This window comes from Desulfomonilia bacterium (assembly GCA_036567785.1).
Classification (GTDB): domain Bacteria; phylum Desulfobacterota; class Desulfomonilia; order UBA1062; family UBA1062; genus DATCTV01.
In genome coordinates this window covers 20,670-38,516 of record DATCTV010000010.1, presented here as the reverse complement: position 1 = coordinate 38,516, position 17,847 = coordinate 20,670, and the positions used below count along the sequence as shown (strand labels likewise).

Genomic DNA, 17,847 nt, shown 5'->3' with positions numbered 1-17,847 from the left:
CTATCTTCAGGTCAGTATTTTGACTTTATTGACCATTTTTCTTCGAATTTAATTCTGTTTTCTTCATAGATCCTATTGTACTCGTTTGAAGGCAATTTACCGAAAGAGGCACGGCAGCAGTGATGTATGAATATGTCTCTTGCACAGATGATCTTATACCCCTTCTCTTTTATTCTGTATGAGTAGTCTGTATCCTCGAACATCCCGGTTTTGAACCTTTCATCAAGGAAACCTATTTCATTTACTGTTTCTCTTCTAATTGCCACACAGAACATCGACAGCATATCTATCTCAAATGAATCTCCCTTCCTGCTGCGCTTATAAAATGAATTTATAAACTCATCAAAACCTTCCAACGTACTGACGTCATAAGGAACATTTATAATTGCTTCATTTCCGCACATATTGGTGACAGGACCAACCATTCCTGTGCTTTTATCTTTAAGATAATGATTCAGCTTCGATATCCATCCCGGCGTGACTACTGTGTCATTGTTGAGAAGAATAATATTTTCTCCACATGATTTCCTGATTCCCTGGTTGTTTGCAGCAGCAAATCCCCTGTTCTCATCATTGAGTATCAAAGAAATATTATCATAGGTATTTTGAATTCCAATCAAGTAATCCCTGGTTCCGTCTGAGGAATTATTATCAACAATGACAAGCTCCAGATTCGGATAGTGAGAATTCGCATATATGCTCTCTATGCAAGCCTTTGTCAGATTAAGGTTATTATATGTGACAATTATTATGCTTACGGTCGGATACAAATTCCGGACAGCCTGATATAAGTCTTTATATCTCGTTTCCCAGGTGTTTTCTTTTGCCATTTGTATGCGCTTTTCCACCAGGTTAAAATCACTTTCATTCAAAGCGTTATCGATCTTGGCTACAAAGTCATCCTTGTCCCCGGCCAGGTACAGGTACTCAGAGACAAGCATTAATTCAGGAAGCATCGTTGAGACAACAGGTTTGCCCGAACTGAGATATTCATATAATTTTACCGGATTTGTTGCCTCAGTGAGTTTTGTCAATTTGAAAGGTATGATACAGACATCAAACCAGTACAAATATTTGGGAAGTTCAGAATAGGATTTCTCTCCCAGCAGCTTCACATTGGGAAGCTTTTCAAGAAGGCTTAAGTCGATGCAGCTATCGTTTCCTCCTATGATAACAAAATTCCAGTCTTTCCTTTCTGATGCCGCATAAACAATCAGATCAATATCAAACCAGTCTGAAATTGCACCGTAATATCCTATAATAGGCTTCCGAACTTTCTTTAACAGGTCATTTTGAGGCAGATAGCTGAAGTGGTTAAAATCCGTTGCGTTTCGAATCAGAAAACAGTTCCGGTTGTATCTGCTCATCTTATCCATAAGGTATTTAGAAGAAACAGTAACAAATGAAGCCTCTCTGGCGATTTCCGATTCATCCGAAAGCATGGCTTGATTGTTGGTGGAAAAACCCTCATGCTCGTCCATGCAGTCGTATATTATGTTCCAGCCATACTTCTCTTTTAATTTTTTCGCTATGGGATACCAGAATGGCAATTCAACTATACAGACTGCTTCACCAATCATGAAATCCGTTTTCAATTGATCAATAGACTCCAGCATCCCGCCTAAAGAATCATCACCGATTTTATCCGTATAAATGCTCAATTTCCTGTTACTGCTTAAAGTGACCTGCAGTATGTTTTTCTGCACTTCCAGCAGACTATATTTATATTCTCTTTTGCCAACCAGGAAATCCCTGTCAATCCGGAATACCCTGGTCCCATTCTCTGCAAACCTGGTCAGCAGCTGTTGCGATCTCTGTTTTCTGGAAAACCATGGCATTATGGGAAAACTTATAATATCCGGCATATTGCTGTTGTTTGATTTTAAAACAGACGGCTTTAGAAACAACTTTGGATTAAACGGTCTATAATTGAAGTTTACACTGAATCCCAATTTCCTCATGCTTTTATACAGTGTCTCTTTAAATCCGAAAGTTTTCGTGTGGGAATAAAACATGGCCCCGTAAAGTTTAACCTTCATAAGCTTTTGATAAACAAGCTGAAGACGATTACCAACCTTTCCGAATCCGGAAAAATTAACGTTCTCTTTAGCAGTATCTGTTGCTGTTTCTTCTTTCAAGGCGTTGTTTCCTTTATGAGCAGGTGCGATTTCCTTCAAACTTCCATAAACATCACCAAAACTGGAAACAACTTTTATACCGTTCCCCGACTTTGATTTTAATTTATCCAGTAACGATCCCAGAAGAGGATGCCATTCAGGATTTACAACAAGTGTCTTTTCAGGAATCCTTGCATAATATTCCTCAATAAAATTTTCCCAGTCGAAATCTTTGACAGATGCCAGTTCAAGCAAGGAGTAGTCCACATCAAACCAGTTATCTTTTTTCAGACCAGCTCCCTTGTTCACATTAACAAAAAACACCTTATAGTTACTCGAAATCAGGCTTTTGATCGCTTCGACTTTTGTTTTGTCCTTATTTGAAAGAGACTTTATTGATAATATCAGGACGACTCCGCTTATTTTTCTCTTTTCTATTTCTGCTTTGGCTCTCATTTTACAGCCATCCATATAACCCATGAACATACTTTTCATTATCGGGTTCGGAATATCTGTATCTCCATGATGTTTATAATGCATTATTTTGTCATAGAACATATTTGCAAATCTGTAGTCGCCCACTCCGCTTTCTCCGTCGCCTTTCCCGTACGTATAAGCGACCTTGCATGCAGCCTGTTCGGTGAGCGGCCCGCTCCAGGATACAAAGGCTTTTTTATTGAATACCCATTTTTTTGAAGCCCTTCTGTAGTCTACATCAAATAATGTATCCTCCCCGGTCAAAGTAAGGTATTCAGGAAATCCTCCGATATCGAGTGCAATAGAACGTTTTATTGCAAGAGACCTGGCCGAAGGCAAAAATTCCTGCCAATCCATATTATTCCAGTCGGGAATAAAGAAATTTGCATAGTCGGTCTTGACAATCGGTTTGTATATACCGCCTACCATGTCCGCCCTGTCATCAGCCATGAATGAACCAACAAGGTTCTTGCAGAAGTTCATATCCAGTTTGCAGCCCGCATCTGTGAGGACAAGTATTTCATTTCCAGCCTCGTTTATTGCCATGTTTCTTCCGGCGGCAATGTTGATCCCGGGATGCTCCATGAAAACAACATTCAGGCTTGAATTATCTATAAATTCCTTTACGAGATCGACGGTTCCATCTGTTGACCCGCCATCAACTATTATCAGTTCTTCAGGTATCAGACTCTGTGACTCTATACTCTTTAAAAACTCAACTATGTTTGCGCTCTCATTCTTTATCGTTGTTATCATAGAAAATGGAACTTTTATGTTTTCAACCGGGAAATCAGTATCAATGACATCAATCTCAATGTTTTTCAGGAACATGATATTGGAACATGGGAAATTATTGCTATTTACAATTTTGCCGATTCTCAGGGATGTAAGTTTTCTGAACTTATTTAAAAAGAGCATACCTATTCCTTTCTGCCTCCAAAGTAAAAACAATTTCTGAGGATCATCAAACAGCAAATCTTTAAACTTGTGATAATACATAATCGCTTTCCTGGTTTCACTCTCGCATGTTTTATCAGGCTTGATGCGCAATGCTTTACTTTCCTTCGAGGATTTTTTTTACCGGAATTCCCAAGCTGTCAATCCAATGTTCATCTGCATATATTAAAACAATCTGCTCCCCGTGCCATAAAGAACCGGGAATCTGTCTGCAATCAATCACTTTGGACCAGAAGAGTCTGAAACCATTCTGCAAACTTTTCGGGATGTTCTCATCTGTGAATGTATAGAGGTGCTCTTCAATCCTGTCAGTCTCACGAAACGGTAATATGAGCACAATGGCTTTTCCTGCATGCAGACTCAAAGTATTAAGTACATCATATGGATTCCGGAAATGTTCAAGGGTATTCGAGGAGAAGACAATATCATGATATTTTATCTTTTCTTCACTGTCCTTCAGCCAGTCTTCATTTATGAAACATATATCCGGATAATTTCTGGCAGCTTTCTCTATTGCTGTCCTTGAAAAATCAATACCCGTTATTTGTCCGCCGTCAATAAAGTCCGTCCAGATTGCCGTACCGTCTCCCTGTGCACAGCCCCAGTCCAGGAAGGTCAGATGCCCTGATTTTAATTGATCCATGAACCAGGACGGCAGATTATCAACCACCAGCCGTGCAAAAAAGCGTGACTGTTCCCTACCGCCACACAACTCCCAGTTTTTTTCAAATCGTGTATCCCAGTATTCTTTCGTATTTATATCCGGGGTATTATTCACTATTTCTCCATTACCACTGATTCATGCAGGCTTTATAGTTTTCAGATTTTAATATCGGATAAAATAACCCCATCAATTTTTCAGGAAGTTTCGGGATTTAAATAGTTCTGAATAACCTCGGAAGGATGTCCGTCCATTTTCTGGTAATGATCCTCAATCCATATTGCCCTGTCGCACATCATTTCGACATCTCCCATGTTATGTGAAACGAGTACTATAGTCACTCCCAACTTCTTGAATTCCTGCATCTTTTCAAGGCATTTTTTCTGGAAATCCTTATCGCCGACTGCCAGTATTTCATCAATCAGAAGTATGTCAGGTTCAAGATTCGCTATCACTGAAAAGCCGAGCCTGGCAAGCATACCTGAAGAATACATCCTGATCGGCTGTTCTATAAAACCAGCGAGTTCAGAAAACTCAATTATCACATCCATCTTTCTTTTCACTTCAGACTTTGTCATACCCAGGAGGATGCCATTAAGGATAATATTTTCACGTCCTGTCAACTCGGCATGAAACCCTCCGCCAAGCTCCAGCAAAGGGGCTACTTTTCCTTTGATTGTAACGCGACCCCCAGTAGGTTTCAGAACACCTGCCATAAGGCCGAGTATTGTGCTTTTGCCTGCTCCATTTCTCCCGATTATGCCGATGCTTTCTCCTTTATTGACACTAAAGGTTATGTCATGGAGCGCTTCGAACTTGAATTTCCGCATGGAATTTATTGCATTCGGCAGATGAAAAAGAAAATTCTTAATCCCTCCGGTTATGTGATGATAGAGGGGATATGTTTTGCTGACCTTTTCAAAATTGATTACAGGGCTGTTCATAGTATCTCCGCAAATCTCCAGACAAGTTTGCTGTATATATAATGGCCGATTCCGAACGCGATGAGGCTATAGGCAAAACTTACTGCGATAGATTCCAGGTTCAATGTGCCGTTCAGGAAAAGATTCCTCCAGCTGACCATCAAAGGGGCAATAGGGTTGAAATTTAACAGATATTTATATTTTTCAGGAATCATCGTTTCGGGGTAAATGATTGGCGTGCAATAAAAGAGAAACATGGTGAATATGGTTGTGAGCCTTTCTAGATCCCTGAAAAAGAGATTTATCGATGAAATAGCCAAGCATATGCCATAACTCAATAAAAGCTGAATAATCAAGAGAAGGGGGATGCCATAAATCCATGAAAGGTAAGGGATTTTATGATAGACAAACATGAAAAAAATAATCACCGGAATTGCCAGAATGAAATGAATCATATCCTGTAGTATGACGGCAAGAAGAGTGACATTCCTCGGGTAATTAACTTTTTTAATGATGGATGCGTTAACCAGAAAGACCGTGGGCGACATGTTCATTGAATTCGACAGCCATTGCCACGGGAAAAGTCCTGCTATCAGAAACAATGTATAGTCTTCCATCTGTATGCGCATGACAACCTTGAAGACAACAAAGAATACAAATGCAAAGGCAAGCGGATTGAGAATAGACCAGAGATAGCCCAGGAAATTATTCTTATATCTGACCTTCATTTCCTTCTGAGTCAGAACGACTATGAGGTCAATGATATGACGTATCTCACGTTTTTGAATCACATAACACCTCTTCTTGTTTTATTGATAATTTAACGTGAAAAATGCCCGCTCGAAAAAACAGTCCAGATAACAATTAGGCCTGAAAATCTTAATCACTTCCAGCCAGGCCTATTCGTTATTGATGAGGTCGATTAAATATTTACCGTAGCTGTTCTTCTTCAGAGGTTCAGCCTGGGCCAGAACTCTATCCTTATCTATCCAGCCCGACTTGTATGCTATCTCTTCGGGACAGGCTATCATCAGTCCCTGTCTTTCCTGGATTGTCCCGATATAATCGGACGCCTGCAAGAGTGATTCATATGTACCCGTGTCAAGCCAGGCAAATCCTCTCCCCAGAGTCTCCACCTTAAGGAGACCTCTTTTAAGATACTCCCTGTTTACATCCGTTATTTCAAGCTCGCCTCTTGCAGAAGGCTTAAGTTTACCCGCAACATCTACAATGGAATTGTCATAAAAATAAAGTCCTGTGACGGCATAATGAGAACGCGGTTTTTCCGGCTTTTCCTCAATTGAAACCGCCAGGCCTTTTTCATCGAATTCAACGACCCCATAACGTTCAGGATCTTTGACCCAGTAGGCAAAAACCGTTGCACCGTCTTTTTGATTAGCTGCCTGCTTCAACCCCTTGATAAGGTCATGACCGTAGAAAATGTTGTCACCAAGAATCAATGTACATCCGTCATTTCCTATGAAGTTCCTCCCTATGATAAAAGCCTGGGCAATTCCTTCGGGATTCGGCTGAACCGCATAGCTTATGTTTATACCCCACTGGCTTCCGTCGCCCAGAAGATTCTTGAAGAGAAACTGTTCGTGCGGGGTATTGATGACAAGAATATCCCTTATGCCGGCAAGCATGAGAACACTCAAAGGATAATAGATCATGGGCTTGTCATAAACCGGCAGCAGCTGTTTGCTTATTGCCTTTGTAACAGGATAAAGTCTTGTTCCTGACCCGCCTGCCAATATAATGCCTTTTTTAATCATTTTTTCTTCCTGTTTATGTATTTTTCAGATTTATTTTTTGAAAAGTTCTTTATTGCACATTAACAAAAACTCCGTCGATCATGGTGAAATACCATGACTTTTCATTCAATTTTGAAGCAAGTTGTTTTATGATTTTTCCCATTAATTCAAACAAAATTTAAGCGTTCAGAAATATAACCATAAAAACGAATAACAGGTCTTTTATAATCCCGCAACACATTGTTATCATGCTCATTTGTTCAGGGATAATGCGATATTTTCAGCATATTTCATCGATATTCCCCTTAGCTTTGATATCAAATGCAAAGCTTCGTCCGCCTTTGCCTTAAAGATGCTGGGATTACCGAGTACGTCAATGATTGCAGTTCCAAGCTTATCCGGGTTGTCAATTTCAACAGTTGAGCCGCTCACAACATCAAGGGCCCATCTGAAATTCGACATATACTGCCCGTGGATTGTAGGTACACCCCATGCAATGGGTTCGAGTATATTCTGGCCGCCCAGATCAACAAGGCTGCCCCCCACAAATGCGACATCGGATGCCCCGTACAGGTTGAACAACTCTCCCATCGTATCGACAATAATTATATCCGCTGTATTCCCGCTGCTTCTCAGAGCGAATGAAATCCCCGAAGCGTTGAGCATCTCACCCAATAATCCCACACTGCCCGAATGGCGTGGTGCTACAATCGATATAAGCCCGGGGATTTTTGACGAAGCATATCTGACTGCATCGACAACGAATCTCTCCTCCCCTTCCCTTACGCTTCCGGCTATAAAAACAGGCCTGCCATCGGCATTTATGCTTTCCTTTAATTTCTTTCTTTTTGAGGTATCAGCCGATTTAACGGCATCGAATTTGATGTTTCCAATTACTTTAACGTGTCCCGCCCCGATTGAAGCAAACCTTTCTGCATCGGCATCTGAAATGGCAAGAACAGTCGCATTCTTTAAAATCACAGATGTCAGAGGTTTAATGATCTTAAAATTCCGAACCGACTTCCCGGACATCCGCGCATTGACGAAGACTACCGGTACATTTTTATTCCGTGCTTCGTTCAGAAGGTTGGGCCATATTTCGGTTTCCATTATTACAAGCGCTGAAGGCATGAGATGCTTCAGGAAAAGTCTGATAACCGGTGCAAGATCGAAAGGAAAAGGAAACACATGATCAATTCCCTTTATTTTACATGCAGCATCACGGCCGGTCACGGTCATTGACGACACATATATCAAAATATCAGGCCTGACCTTCTTCAAGGCATCTATCAGAAGTTCCGCCGCCTTTACCTCGCCTAAGGAAGCGCAGTGAAGCCAGATAAGTTTTCTTTCACCCGGCGCGGGCGGCATTTCAGCACCAAGCCTTGAAGCAATTGTGCCTTTAAAGTTCGGATGATTCCTGACTGCCACGCACAGCGGAATCAGAGCTATCCAGGCAAGTATGCGGTATATTAACAGAATCAGACGGGCCATGTACTGATTATCCTCTGCCTGTCCTGCTCGGTGTTGATTTCGTGGAACTCGCCTTCAGCCACAACTACCCTTATCGGTATGCCGTTTTCAAGAGCCCTCAGCTGTTCAAGCGATTCGCTCATCTCGAGCGGCGACTGGGGCAGTTCCTTGAACCTGAACAGTGTCTCTTTCGTATACCCGTAAATCCCTACATGTTTGAGCATACGGTAATGGCCTGAGCTTCTTTCGTAGGGAATCGTGGAGCGCGAAAAATAAAGTGCATAACCTTTTATTGAACAGACAACCTTTACAATGTTGGGATCATCCCTGTCTTCAGGCATTGCAGGCACTGCGATCGTCGCCATTTTCTCGCCGCCGGCCATGCATTCAACAAGGCCTGCAATGGCATCACAATCCAATATTACCTGATCACCCTGGACATTGATAACCGCATCCGCATCAATATCCTTGACTGCTTCCGCCACCCGGTCAGTCCCGGATGCACATTCTTTGCCGGTCATGACCGTGTTGCCGCCGAAGCCTCTGACCGCGTTCATTATTCTTTCATCATCGGTTGCGACAATGACGCTCTCAATCCCTTTTATCCTGGCGGCCTGCTCATAAACACGCTCAATCATCGGCTTGCCGCATACATCGGTAAGCGGCTTGCCGGGGAATCTTGTGGATTCATACCTGGCCGGTATTACGGCGACAATTTTCATTCACTTCCCCCCAGTCAGATCTTTCAGCACTTCTTCATGAACCCTTAACGACGCTTCATCATACAGAACCATCCGCACGAGTGTAATAACCGTTGATTTCTTCAGGTAATCAATAATCGTACTTAATGCAACCTTTGCCGCATCTCCTGCAGGATAGCCGAATATCCCGGTTGAAAGGGCCGGGAAGGAAATAGTTTTTATACCGTTTCTTTCAGCCAGCTCAAGGGAGCTGCGGTAACATGAAGCAAGCAGTAAAGGATCATCAGGTGAATTTCTGTAAACCGGGCCCACGGTATGTATGACATAGCGGTTAGGCAGATTATATCCTTTGCTGATGCGGGCTTCCCCTGTCGGACAACCGCCAAGTTTTGAACACTCTTTCCACAATTCCGGACCCGCCGCCCGGTGTATGGCGCCTGCCACACCACCGCCCGGTGCAAGCTGGTTATTGGCGGCGTTGACGACTGCTTCGGTATCCTGAGCCGTAATATCCCCTTTTACGAGTTCTATTTTTCTTCCGCCCGGAATGTATTCCATAGAGTCCTCCCGTCAGTCAGGATGGTTTCCTGAACTTTTATCCCTAATTTGTCTTCATTGCAAATTACTGATATAGTTTTCCGATAAATCTGAAGGGGTTTGAGAGTTGGACGGCAAAATAAAAAAACTATATAAACTCGAAGAAGATTTTCTCCTTAGCCTGATCGACAATTCAAGCGACGCCATCATTGCAACGGATATAGAAGGCTACGTCCTGATCTTCAATGAAGCAGCCCAGAAAATGACCGGTTACAATTCAGTGGACCTGCTCAACAAAAAGGTCTCATTCAGGCACTTCATGGGGCAGGGAGAGCAGGAAAGAATCCTCTCGATCTTGAATAAAGGGACCGCGGACAAACCTCTCAAGCTTGTCGGAGAGGAAACCACCCTTTATGCAAAAGACGGAACACTCATCCCGATTTCACTCTCGGTTTCTTATATTTACAAACGCGGCGTCCCGGTTGCTACGATGAATATATTCCGTGATCTGAGGCCTATAAACCTTGTGCGGGACAAGCTCAGGGTCTCCGAAGAGAAATATCGGATACTCGTAGAAAAGGCCAATGACGGAATATTTGTCTATCAGGATCATTATTTCCGGTATGCGAATCACAAGTTCATAGAGATGCTTGGCTATTCGGAAAAAGAGCTCATCAACATGGGTCTGCGTGATATCGTGCATCCCGAACTAGCAGAATTTATAGAGGACCGCTATGTCAGGCGCATAAGGGGCGAGAAGGTGCCTGACCAGTATGAAATATCATTTATGGCCAAAGACGGCACCTGGGGTGATTTTGAAATTACACCCGCTTTAATCGAATATGAAGGCAGCGTGGCAACCCAGAATATCATTCGTGACATCACCCAGAGAAAACGCATGGAACGCGAACTTGCAGAAACAAGGAAAATGGCGATTCTAGGAGAGATGAGCGCCCATGTCGCGCATGAGGTCAGGAATCCCCTGCAGAAAATCAAGACCGGCCTTGAGCTGTTCTCATTTTCCATATCGCTCGATAAAAAGCAGAAAAAGATACTTGAAGGCGTCAATCAGGGAATTGAAAACCTGGAGCGGTTCGTAACAGAGGTGCTTGACTGGAGCAGGTCCGGAAAGCTCAAACTCAAGGCCTATCATGTAGGTAACATTATAGACGGTCTTATATTCAACCATGAGGCTGAACTGAATGAAAGGAACATAAAGGTTAAAACCGATTACGATGCCGGAGCCGATTCCGTCATCGCGGACGGCATACAATTAAGACAGGCGATAGAAGACATCCTGGACAACGCAATGGATGCAATGCCGTCGGGAGGGGTATTGTCTTTCAAGACACGCATGCTTGAATCTCACGGCTTTGAAACGGAGAGTGGTCCTGTAATATCGGATGCGCTGGAAATCAGCATCAGCGATACAGGCCCCGGAATTTCCGAGGAAGATCTCAAAAAAGTATTCCAGCCGTTTTTCACTACCAAGAAGAGGGGAACAGGCCTCGGACTATCGCTTGTCCATAAAGTAGTCGAGGCACACGGCGGCTATGTTTTTGCCCGTAATATCCCGAAGAAAGGCGCCGAGTTTGTTATCAGACTGCCGCTTGATCCGACGAAGACCATTAGAAACTCTAAATATACGGAGCCCGCATTATGACCAAAAAAGTTCTGCTTGTTGATGATGAAGAGGTATTTGTCGAACAGCTCAAGGAGGCGCTCCTGCACGCTCACCCGGGTTTTGAGATCAGCACCGCCTGCGACGGCATGGAAGCGCTTGATAAAATGTCACTGGAATCCTTCGACATAGTGATAACGGACATGCGCATGCCGCGTATGGACGGCATGGCACTCCTTAAGAAAATCAATGAAAAGCACCCCGGAACATATGTCGTCGTCGTCACGGCATTTGGAAATGTCTCGCTCGCGGTTGAGGCCATGAGATACGGCGCGTATGATTTTCTTGAAAAACCCTTCAACATGGATACGCTGGAAATAGCACTGACAAAGATAATCAGACAGCAGGAAATCCTGAAGGAAAATCTCGAACTCAAAGGCCAGCTGCAGCAGCACGGACAGGGGCTTGACCAGATTATCGGGGCGCACCCGCTGATGCAGAAAGTCTATGACCAGATAATCATGGCTGCAGATACCGACCTCACTGTTCTGATACTCGGAGAAACAGGGACAGGGAAGGAACTTGTAGCCCGCTCCATCCATCACAGGAGTACGCGCAGGGGCAGGCCTTTTGTCACGATAAACTGTGCAGCAGTCCCGGAAAACCTTCTGGAAAGCGAATTTTTCGGCCATGAAAAGGGCGCTTTCACCGGAGCGCTCAGCCAGAGGATAGGCCGTTTTGAGAAGGCGCATACAGGAACGCTATTTCTTGATGAAATAGGCGACATACCGACCGGCCTGCAGGCCAAGATATTAAGGGTGGTGCAGGACGGATGCATCACCAGGCTCGGCAGCAACAAAGAGGTGGAGCTCGATTTCAGGCTGGTCTGCGCAACGAACCGGCCGATTCAGAACATGATAAAGGAAAAGCTCTTCAGGGAAGACCTCTATTACAGGATAAGCGTCTTCCCCATTATGATACCTCCGCTCAGGCAGCGTACTGAAGATATCCCGATGCTTGTCGGCCACTTCATCAACAAGTACGGCAGGAAGCTCAACCCCGCGCTTAAGGGAATAACCCCCCGTGCCATAGATGAACTGATGAAATATCCCTGGCCCGGCAATGTCCGCGAACTGGAAAATGTCGTCCAGCGGGCGATCGTATCGGCACAGGCGGGCTACATCGAAGGATTCCCATTTATACTGAACCAGGATAATGTCAGTACATCGGAGACTGAAACAGTCTCTTCATCCAGAGAGAAGCTTTCAGGTAATTACCATGAACAGAAAAAGAAGCTGCTTGATAACTTTGAATATAAATTCATATGCGAACTCCTTGAAAAACACGATGGGGTAATAGCAGAGGCCGCGCGTGAATCTGGAATGAATTATAAAACATTCTACCTCAAAGCCGATGAATTGGGACTCATCAAAAAGAAGAGGTAATACTGATGGAAAAACAAACATCACTTGATGAAATGGTTAACAAGATAAAGGCCATGCCAGGAGCGGATTCAGTGGGTATGATACTCTGCCATAACGGGATAGTCAGGGGAACCTCGCGTGACGGCAGAAAAGTAAGGGGTGTGGCAGTTACGGCAGACAGAAAAAAACTTGATGACATTATAACAGCCCAGAAATCTCGGCCCGGTATATTTGAGATACTCGTCCATGTGAACGAGGGCGAACTGAAAGTGGGAGACGACCTGCTGCTGATCGCGGTCGCAGGCGATATAAGGGAAAATGTGATCCCTGTGCTCACGGACACACTCAATACCGTAAAGAAAACCGTAACCAGCAAGACCGAACATTTTGTCTGAAATATCAAAAATTTAAAATCTGTATCCTATCTTATAGATCAACCCGTGAAGATCTGACTTTGTCTTTCAATCTGAAAGCCGATACCTATGGTCTTATGTGGATATATTGAGTACAAGCCGATCTTGGATAACCTCAAGATATCTGGACTTTCCCGAAGGGCAAGTATTTGATGATGACGTGCCAGAAGAGATACTCTGTAGATGATCAACAATAATGCATATTACTTCAGGAGACCTTTAATTATTATGTATTCTAAATGAAGTTATTGTTTGTTGTAACAAATTACTCTTTTTCATGAGTGATCGCATATGCTATTTAAGGATTTCAGAAGCAAACTGGTTTTAAAGGGTTCGAGGCATTCGTACAGGGAGAATAAGATAATAAATGATGCTCCGAAAAAAGATTGTTATCGGAATTGTAATCCTATTGAGCTGTTTCTTTGTATACTGGGAAGCTAAAAACAATTATTTTCTTAACATTGAAATACCCTGGATAAAAAACAGCATTGCTGTAAGGCCGATTACTATCAAGGTGGTTGATGAAATTACCAAAGAGCCAATCAGAAATGTCCCGGTTCTTTATATGCTTTCATCAGAACATATTACATATACAATTATTCTGTTCATACCTAATATTGAAACAAATTTTAATAATAAGTATGAACAAACATATTGGTTGAGGACGGATGAAAATGGAACAATTAAAATACCTAGAAGGACTATCAAAATCAATTGGCCTCGTGAAATAAGCGATGAGCTTGTTATGATAAACCTTGATTTCAACAAGAGACAAGCCATGATCGAGAATGCCTACAGTCGAATGAAACCAATGATGGAAACTGGGACTACTCGGTATTTGGATGATTTGGCAATGTATTCCGCCTCTTTGGATCAGGATTATTTAATTAATCCAGTAAGCAGATATAAGGGATTTGTAATCCATTCCAATATTACAGGTCTGAAACAAAAAGATGCGGAAAAAATGAAGACAACAATTGAAGTGGAAAAATTAGGTAAGATAATGAATTATCCTGCAAGTCTTTTCAAGAAAGATGGAGTCAATATGGTTATTGAACTCCCTAGAAATAATTTATAGATAACTGCGATTGATTGTCAGTTTAATAAAACCACAGAAACTTATCATCTCCTGCAGATGTCTATTTTTTATTCAGGTAGCAAAGAGCTTATGTTGGAAAAAATCGTAATTAACATTCCTGATCTGTCTAGATCAGGTTGCAATTAATGCATATCAGAATTTGCAGGCAAGCCGCCTGATCGCGTCAAGTCTGTCTTTCTCGCCGATCCTTGCTTTTTCTACAGCTGTTCTCAAAACTTCTATCGAGTGGTCATAATTCTTTCTGTCAACAGGGTAAGGAGTGCCGTCCTTGCCTCCATGCGCGAATGAAAAAACAGCAGGGTCGGTGCGGCTGACCTGAGTCCCGTGTATAATCTCTGCAAGCAGAGATAGCGCCCTTATCGTTTTCGGCCCCGCACCTTTGGCCCCTATGAGAGAGCTAAAATCAGTGGGATTCTGTTCATAGGTTTCAATGAGAACCCTGCGTATATTCTCAGGATTGATGTCACGTAACATTACTTCATGCCTGAAAGGCAGGCTGTATTCCCGCGCCTTCTTAAGTTCGCCGATCACAAAATCAGGTCCCTCTTTAAGTATTTCAACAGATGCATCCCTGGTTTCAACGCTCGATTTTGCAGTCAGATCATAGACTGTATGCAAGGCCGTTTGTGCGGTTATCCCTGCGTGAGGCTCCTCAACAAAATCCTTCAGCGCAGGAGAATACCAGTGATACCTGCGGGCGGTTTGCGCCTCTTCGTTCATGCCCTGCTGTACAACGGTCCAGGTAAGCGATGAATCAAAAAAGAAATTGTGGTGGTAAAGCTGATGGCCGTCCTGAAGCGCGTTGTTGTCAACCTTGGCCGAGAGTCTGCTGGCGCGCACCAAAGGGGCGGGTTCCTGCCCGAGTCTTTCGCACCGCATTTCAATTTCGAATGGAGTCTGCCTTGACCTGGCCCCTTTGCCGCCGCATGCATAAAAACCGATTTCATGCTCAAAACCTGCAATACCCTCTTTGATCGCGCCGCATACCGTTGTCGTTACACCGCTTGAATGCCAGTCAAATCCGAGAACGCAACCCAGCGCCTGAAACCACAAGGGTTCTGAGAGCCTTTTCAGGAGTTCGTCTGTCCCGTAATCCAGTATGATCGCCTTTACAATCTCACCGGCCAGCACCTGCATCCTTTTAAAAAGCCATGCCGGTGCCTTGCCCCCGTGAAGCGGTGTAGTCATTATTCCCGTACGCATAGGATTGATTATTGAACTGAGAGGATATGATAATGATTAGTATCGAAAGGTGCACATCCCGCACGGGATGTGCACCTCTTAATTAAAGCTACGCCGCCTTTGCTGCAGGCTTCGCCATTGTTATCGCATCGACCGGACATTCAGCTGCACAGAAACCGCAGCCGATGCAGGCCTTGTCGTCTTTCATGTAAGGTTTACCATGCTTGTCTTTTCCCATGGCCCCTGACATGGCAAGGCAACCCGTGGGACAGGCATCAATGCAGATAACGCATGAATTGCATTTCTTGTGATCAAATACCGGCTTTTCCCATTCCGATTTCTTTACGGCAGTGCATATCCTGCCAAGACTGTCCTTGACAGCCTGTTTGGGGCAGACTCTGCCGCAGGCGCCGCATTCGATACAGAGAGAGCCATCTATTACATGCAGGCTTTTCTGCGTGCCGCTTATGGCATTTGCCGGGCATAATCTCTTACATGCACCGCAACCGTTGCAGACTTCAATAATCGTATATGACATCTGGCCATCCTCCTCTTATTCTATTCCCAGTTTTGCAAGGGTTTCACCCTTCGGTTTTCCGGTTTCCGGATCCCATCCGAATGCAGTCCAGTAATCCTTCATGAGCTTGTCTATCTCGACAGTCCTTCCCTTGTTTGCGCCTTCCAGCAGCGGTGGAATGCCAAGCGAACGGTCGTTTGCTTTGAATGATTTGGGCTCGATGCCATGCTTTATGTTGAATTGCTGTTTAAGCGTCTGAATGCGCTCGCCGATTTCCATATAATCTTCAGGCGATTTGTTCCAACCCGTAGCCGCGTTAAGCCAGTCAAATGTCGGGGTCCGCTTTATTCCGATAAATGCCCCGAACATGCATACGCCCGAACCGTTCAGTACGTTCATGAACTTGCTGCATGCATTCGACCATATCGCCTTTTCCTCATCGGCCTTGTATTTTGCATCCTTGTGATAAAGAGGTTTGACGGCGGGCAGGCTTTTGACCTTTTTCCAGAGCTGGAACATCTCATAATACAGCCATGCCCCGATTGTATGCCTGCCTGGTGTAGGATCGACACTGTAGTGCAGGCCGAAACCCGGGTCACCCCTTCCGTCATGCATTGCAAGCTCCTGCCCGCCTGCATGTATGGCGTAACGTTCTGAACCTTTGCCGATCTTTTGAGAAGCGACCTTTGATCCGTCAGCAAGTAGATCGCCTATCCCTTCCCTCTTGATCATCTTTTCTATCAGCGAAACAATAGCAGCCGTATTGCCCCATTTGAGTTCCAGGCCGTCCGTCTCGTCTTTTGTAAGTATGCCGCGCTCGTAGCATTCAATGGCGAATGCCGCCGTGCCGCCCGCCGATATCGTGTCCATGCCTGCACGGTTGAGAAGCTCATTCATATAGAATATGCTGTCAGAATCCTCGTTCATGCAAAGCCCGCCCAGAGCAAGAACGCTCTCATATTCCGGCTTGTGCGTTTCACTGAATTTGCCGGTCATCTTGCAGATGCCGCCGCAGCCGAGAGGACATGAGTAGCAATGGTATTTCACCATCTCGCAATCCGTATATACATCCGGGTTGACGTATTTTGATTTTGACATGCCGAAGTCTTTGTTGCTGCCAGACCAGTTCTTTATCGGTGAATCCCCCATCTCGGCGGAAACCTGATTCATGCTTACCGTGCCCCATTTTCTGAGCATGACCTTATAGAGCATACCGTCCTGTGCCATCTGGGTGGGAAGTATGCGCATGAATGCGCCGATGAAGCCGGTCATGTTGCCGGGAACAAACGGGGGCTGCATGCCCACCCATTTGCTGCATATCTTGCTCAGATTCTTCATCTCGTCACGGTCGGCAACCGGGATTCTCCTGCAGCCGTCGAGTACGACTGCCTTCAGCTTTTTTGATCCCATGACCGCACCCAGGCCGGAGCGTGCTGCAATCCTGCCCTTGTCATTACATATGCCTGCTATAAGTGAAAGCTTTTCGCCTGCCGGACCTATGCATGCTACTTTAGCGTCATGGCCGCACTCTTCAAGCAGCATCTCTTCGGTCTCGACGGCATCCTTTCCCCAGAGGCCGGATGCGTCCCTCAATTCCATCTTGCCTTCGCCTATATACAGATAAACGGGCTTTTCGCTTATGCCCGTAAATAATATTCCGTCATATCCGGCCCTTTTAATAGCCGGAGAAAACTGGCCTCCGCAATTGGCGTCGCCCCAGCCGCCGGTCAGAGGAGATTTTCCTACAGCCATCCATCTGCCGGTGAACAGACTCCCTGTCCCGGTGAGCAGTCCAGACATAAGCCCGAAGATATTCTCCGGACCTAGCGCATCGGCCCCTGCGGGAATTCTGTTATAGAGGAGATAAGCCGCCAGACCAGTACCGGAAAGGTATTTCTCGTAAACCTCGTCCGGAATAGTTTCTTCCTTGAAATCTCCTTTTGACAGATCAACAAATAAAACTTTTCCCATATAACCTTTACCCATGTTTT

Annotated in this window: 15 protein-coding genes; 4 read left to right on the top strand and 11 right to left on the bottom strand. The window is 44.4% G+C overall.

The window, feature by feature from the left end; genetic code table 11:
• Nucleotides 1-11: 11 nt before the first annotated feature.
• From VIS94_02940 to VIS94_02905, 8 genes are all read right to left on the bottom strand, one after another.
• Nucleotides 12-3,512, bottom strand: a complete 3,501-nt coding sequence (locus tag VIS94_02940; protein ID HEY9160029.1) for a glycosyltransferase — start codon at nucleotides 3,510-3,512, stop codon at nucleotides 12-14.
• 136 nt (nucleotides 3,513-3,648) lie between these two features.
• Nucleotides 3,649-4,329 carry a class I SAM-dependent methyltransferase gene (locus VIS94_02935; protein ID HEY9160028.1) on the bottom strand — a complete coding sequence of 227 codons (681 nt, stop codon included), beginning with the start codon at nucleotides 4,327-4,329 and terminating at the stop codon, nucleotides 3,649-3,651.
• Nucleotides 4,330-4,409: 80 nt separating this feature from the next.
• Complete coding sequence (locus tag VIS94_02930; GenBank protein ID HEY9160027.1) at nucleotides 4,410-5,156, bottom strand: ABC transporter ATP-binding protein; 747 nt, start codon at nucleotides 5,154-5,156, stop codon at nucleotides 4,410-4,412.
• Complete coding sequence (locus VIS94_02925) at nucleotides 5,153-5,926, bottom strand: ABC transporter permease (GenBank protein HEY9160026.1); 774 nt, start codon at nucleotides 5,924-5,926, stop codon at nucleotides 5,153-5,155. The genes VIS94_02930 and VIS94_02925 overlap by 4 nt, the downstream gene beginning before the upstream one ends.
• A 108-nt stretch (nucleotides 5,927-6,034) precedes the next feature.
• A complete protein-coding gene (gene rfbA, locus VIS94_02920; protein HEY9160025.1) occupies nucleotides 6,035-6,910 on the bottom strand; it encodes a glucose-1-phosphate thymidylyltransferase RfbA in 876 nt (291 codons plus the stop codon).
• Between the two features lie 231 nt (nucleotides 6,911-7,141).
• Nucleotides 7,142-8,383 (bottom strand): 3-deoxy-D-manno-octulosonic acid transferase, encoded by a 1,242-nt coding sequence (locus tag VIS94_02915; protein HEY9160024.1) that lies wholly within the window; start codon nucleotides 8,381-8,383, stop codon nucleotides 7,142-7,144.
• On the bottom strand, nucleotides 8,371-9,084 hold the full coding sequence (gene kdsB / locus VIS94_02910) for a 3-deoxy-manno-octulosonate cytidylyltransferase (protein HEY9160023.1): 714 nt from the start codon (nucleotides 9,082-9,084) through the stop codon (nucleotides 8,371-8,373). The genes VIS94_02915 and kdsB overlap by 13 nt, the downstream gene beginning before the upstream one ends.
• A complete protein-coding gene (locus VIS94_02905; GenBank protein HEY9160022.1) occupies nucleotides 9,085-9,621 on the bottom strand; it encodes an O-acetyl-ADP-ribose deacetylase in 537 nt (178 codons plus the stop codon). It abuts the gene before it with no gap.
• A 106-nt stretch (nucleotides 9,622-9,727) separates the two neighbouring features.
• Here VIS94_02905 and VIS94_02900 point away from each other — a divergent pair, with 106 nt between their 5' ends.
• From VIS94_02900 to VIS94_02885, 4 genes are all read left to right on the top strand, one after another.
• On the top strand, nucleotides 9,728-11,263 hold the full coding sequence (locus VIS94_02900) for a PAS domain S-box protein (protein ID HEY9160021.1): 1,536 nt from the start codon (nucleotides 9,728-9,730) through the stop codon (nucleotides 11,261-11,263).
• Nucleotides 11,260-12,666, top strand: a complete 1,407-nt coding sequence (locus tag VIS94_02895; protein ID HEY9160020.1) for a sigma-54 dependent transcriptional regulator — start codon at nucleotides 11,260-11,262, stop codon at nucleotides 12,664-12,666. The genes VIS94_02900 and VIS94_02895 overlap by 4 nt, the downstream gene beginning before the upstream one ends.
• A gap of 5 nt (nucleotides 12,667-12,671) precedes the next feature.
• Nucleotides 12,672-13,040, top strand: coding sequence for a molybdenum cofactor biosynthesis protein MoaE (locus tag VIS94_02890; GenBank protein HEY9160019.1), 369 nt, complete (start codon nucleotides 12,672-12,674; stop codon nucleotides 13,038-13,040).
• A gap of 385 nt (nucleotides 13,041-13,425) precedes the next feature.
• Nucleotides 13,426-14,136, top strand: a complete 711-nt coding sequence (locus VIS94_02885) for a hypothetical protein (GenBank protein ID HEY9160018.1) — start codon at nucleotides 13,426-13,428, stop codon at nucleotides 14,134-14,136.
• A 153-nt stretch (nucleotides 14,137-14,289) separates the two neighbouring features.
• On the opposite strand, the gene VIS94_02880 is transcribed toward VIS94_02885, so the two are convergent.
• The 3 genes from VIS94_02880 to VIS94_02870 form a co-directional block, all read right to left on the bottom strand.
• Nucleotides 14,290-15,360 (bottom strand): DUF763 domain-containing protein, encoded by a 1,071-nt coding sequence (locus tag VIS94_02880; GenBank protein ID HEY9160017.1) that lies wholly within the window; start codon nucleotides 15,358-15,360, stop codon nucleotides 14,290-14,292.
• Nucleotides 15,361-15,448: 88 nt separating this feature from the next.
• Nucleotides 15,449-15,877: a 4Fe-4S dicluster domain-containing protein gene (locus VIS94_02875; GenBank protein ID HEY9160016.1), complete on the bottom strand. Its 429-nt coding sequence runs from the start codon at nucleotides 15,875-15,877 to the stop codon at nucleotides 15,449-15,451.
• Between the two features lie 15 nt (nucleotides 15,878-15,892).
• Nucleotides 15,893-17,842, bottom strand: a complete 1,950-nt coding sequence (locus tag VIS94_02870; protein HEY9160015.1) for an aldehyde ferredoxin oxidoreductase family protein — start codon at nucleotides 17,840-17,842, stop codon at nucleotides 15,893-15,895.
• Between the last annotated feature and the right edge of the window lie 5 nt (nucleotides 17,843-17,847).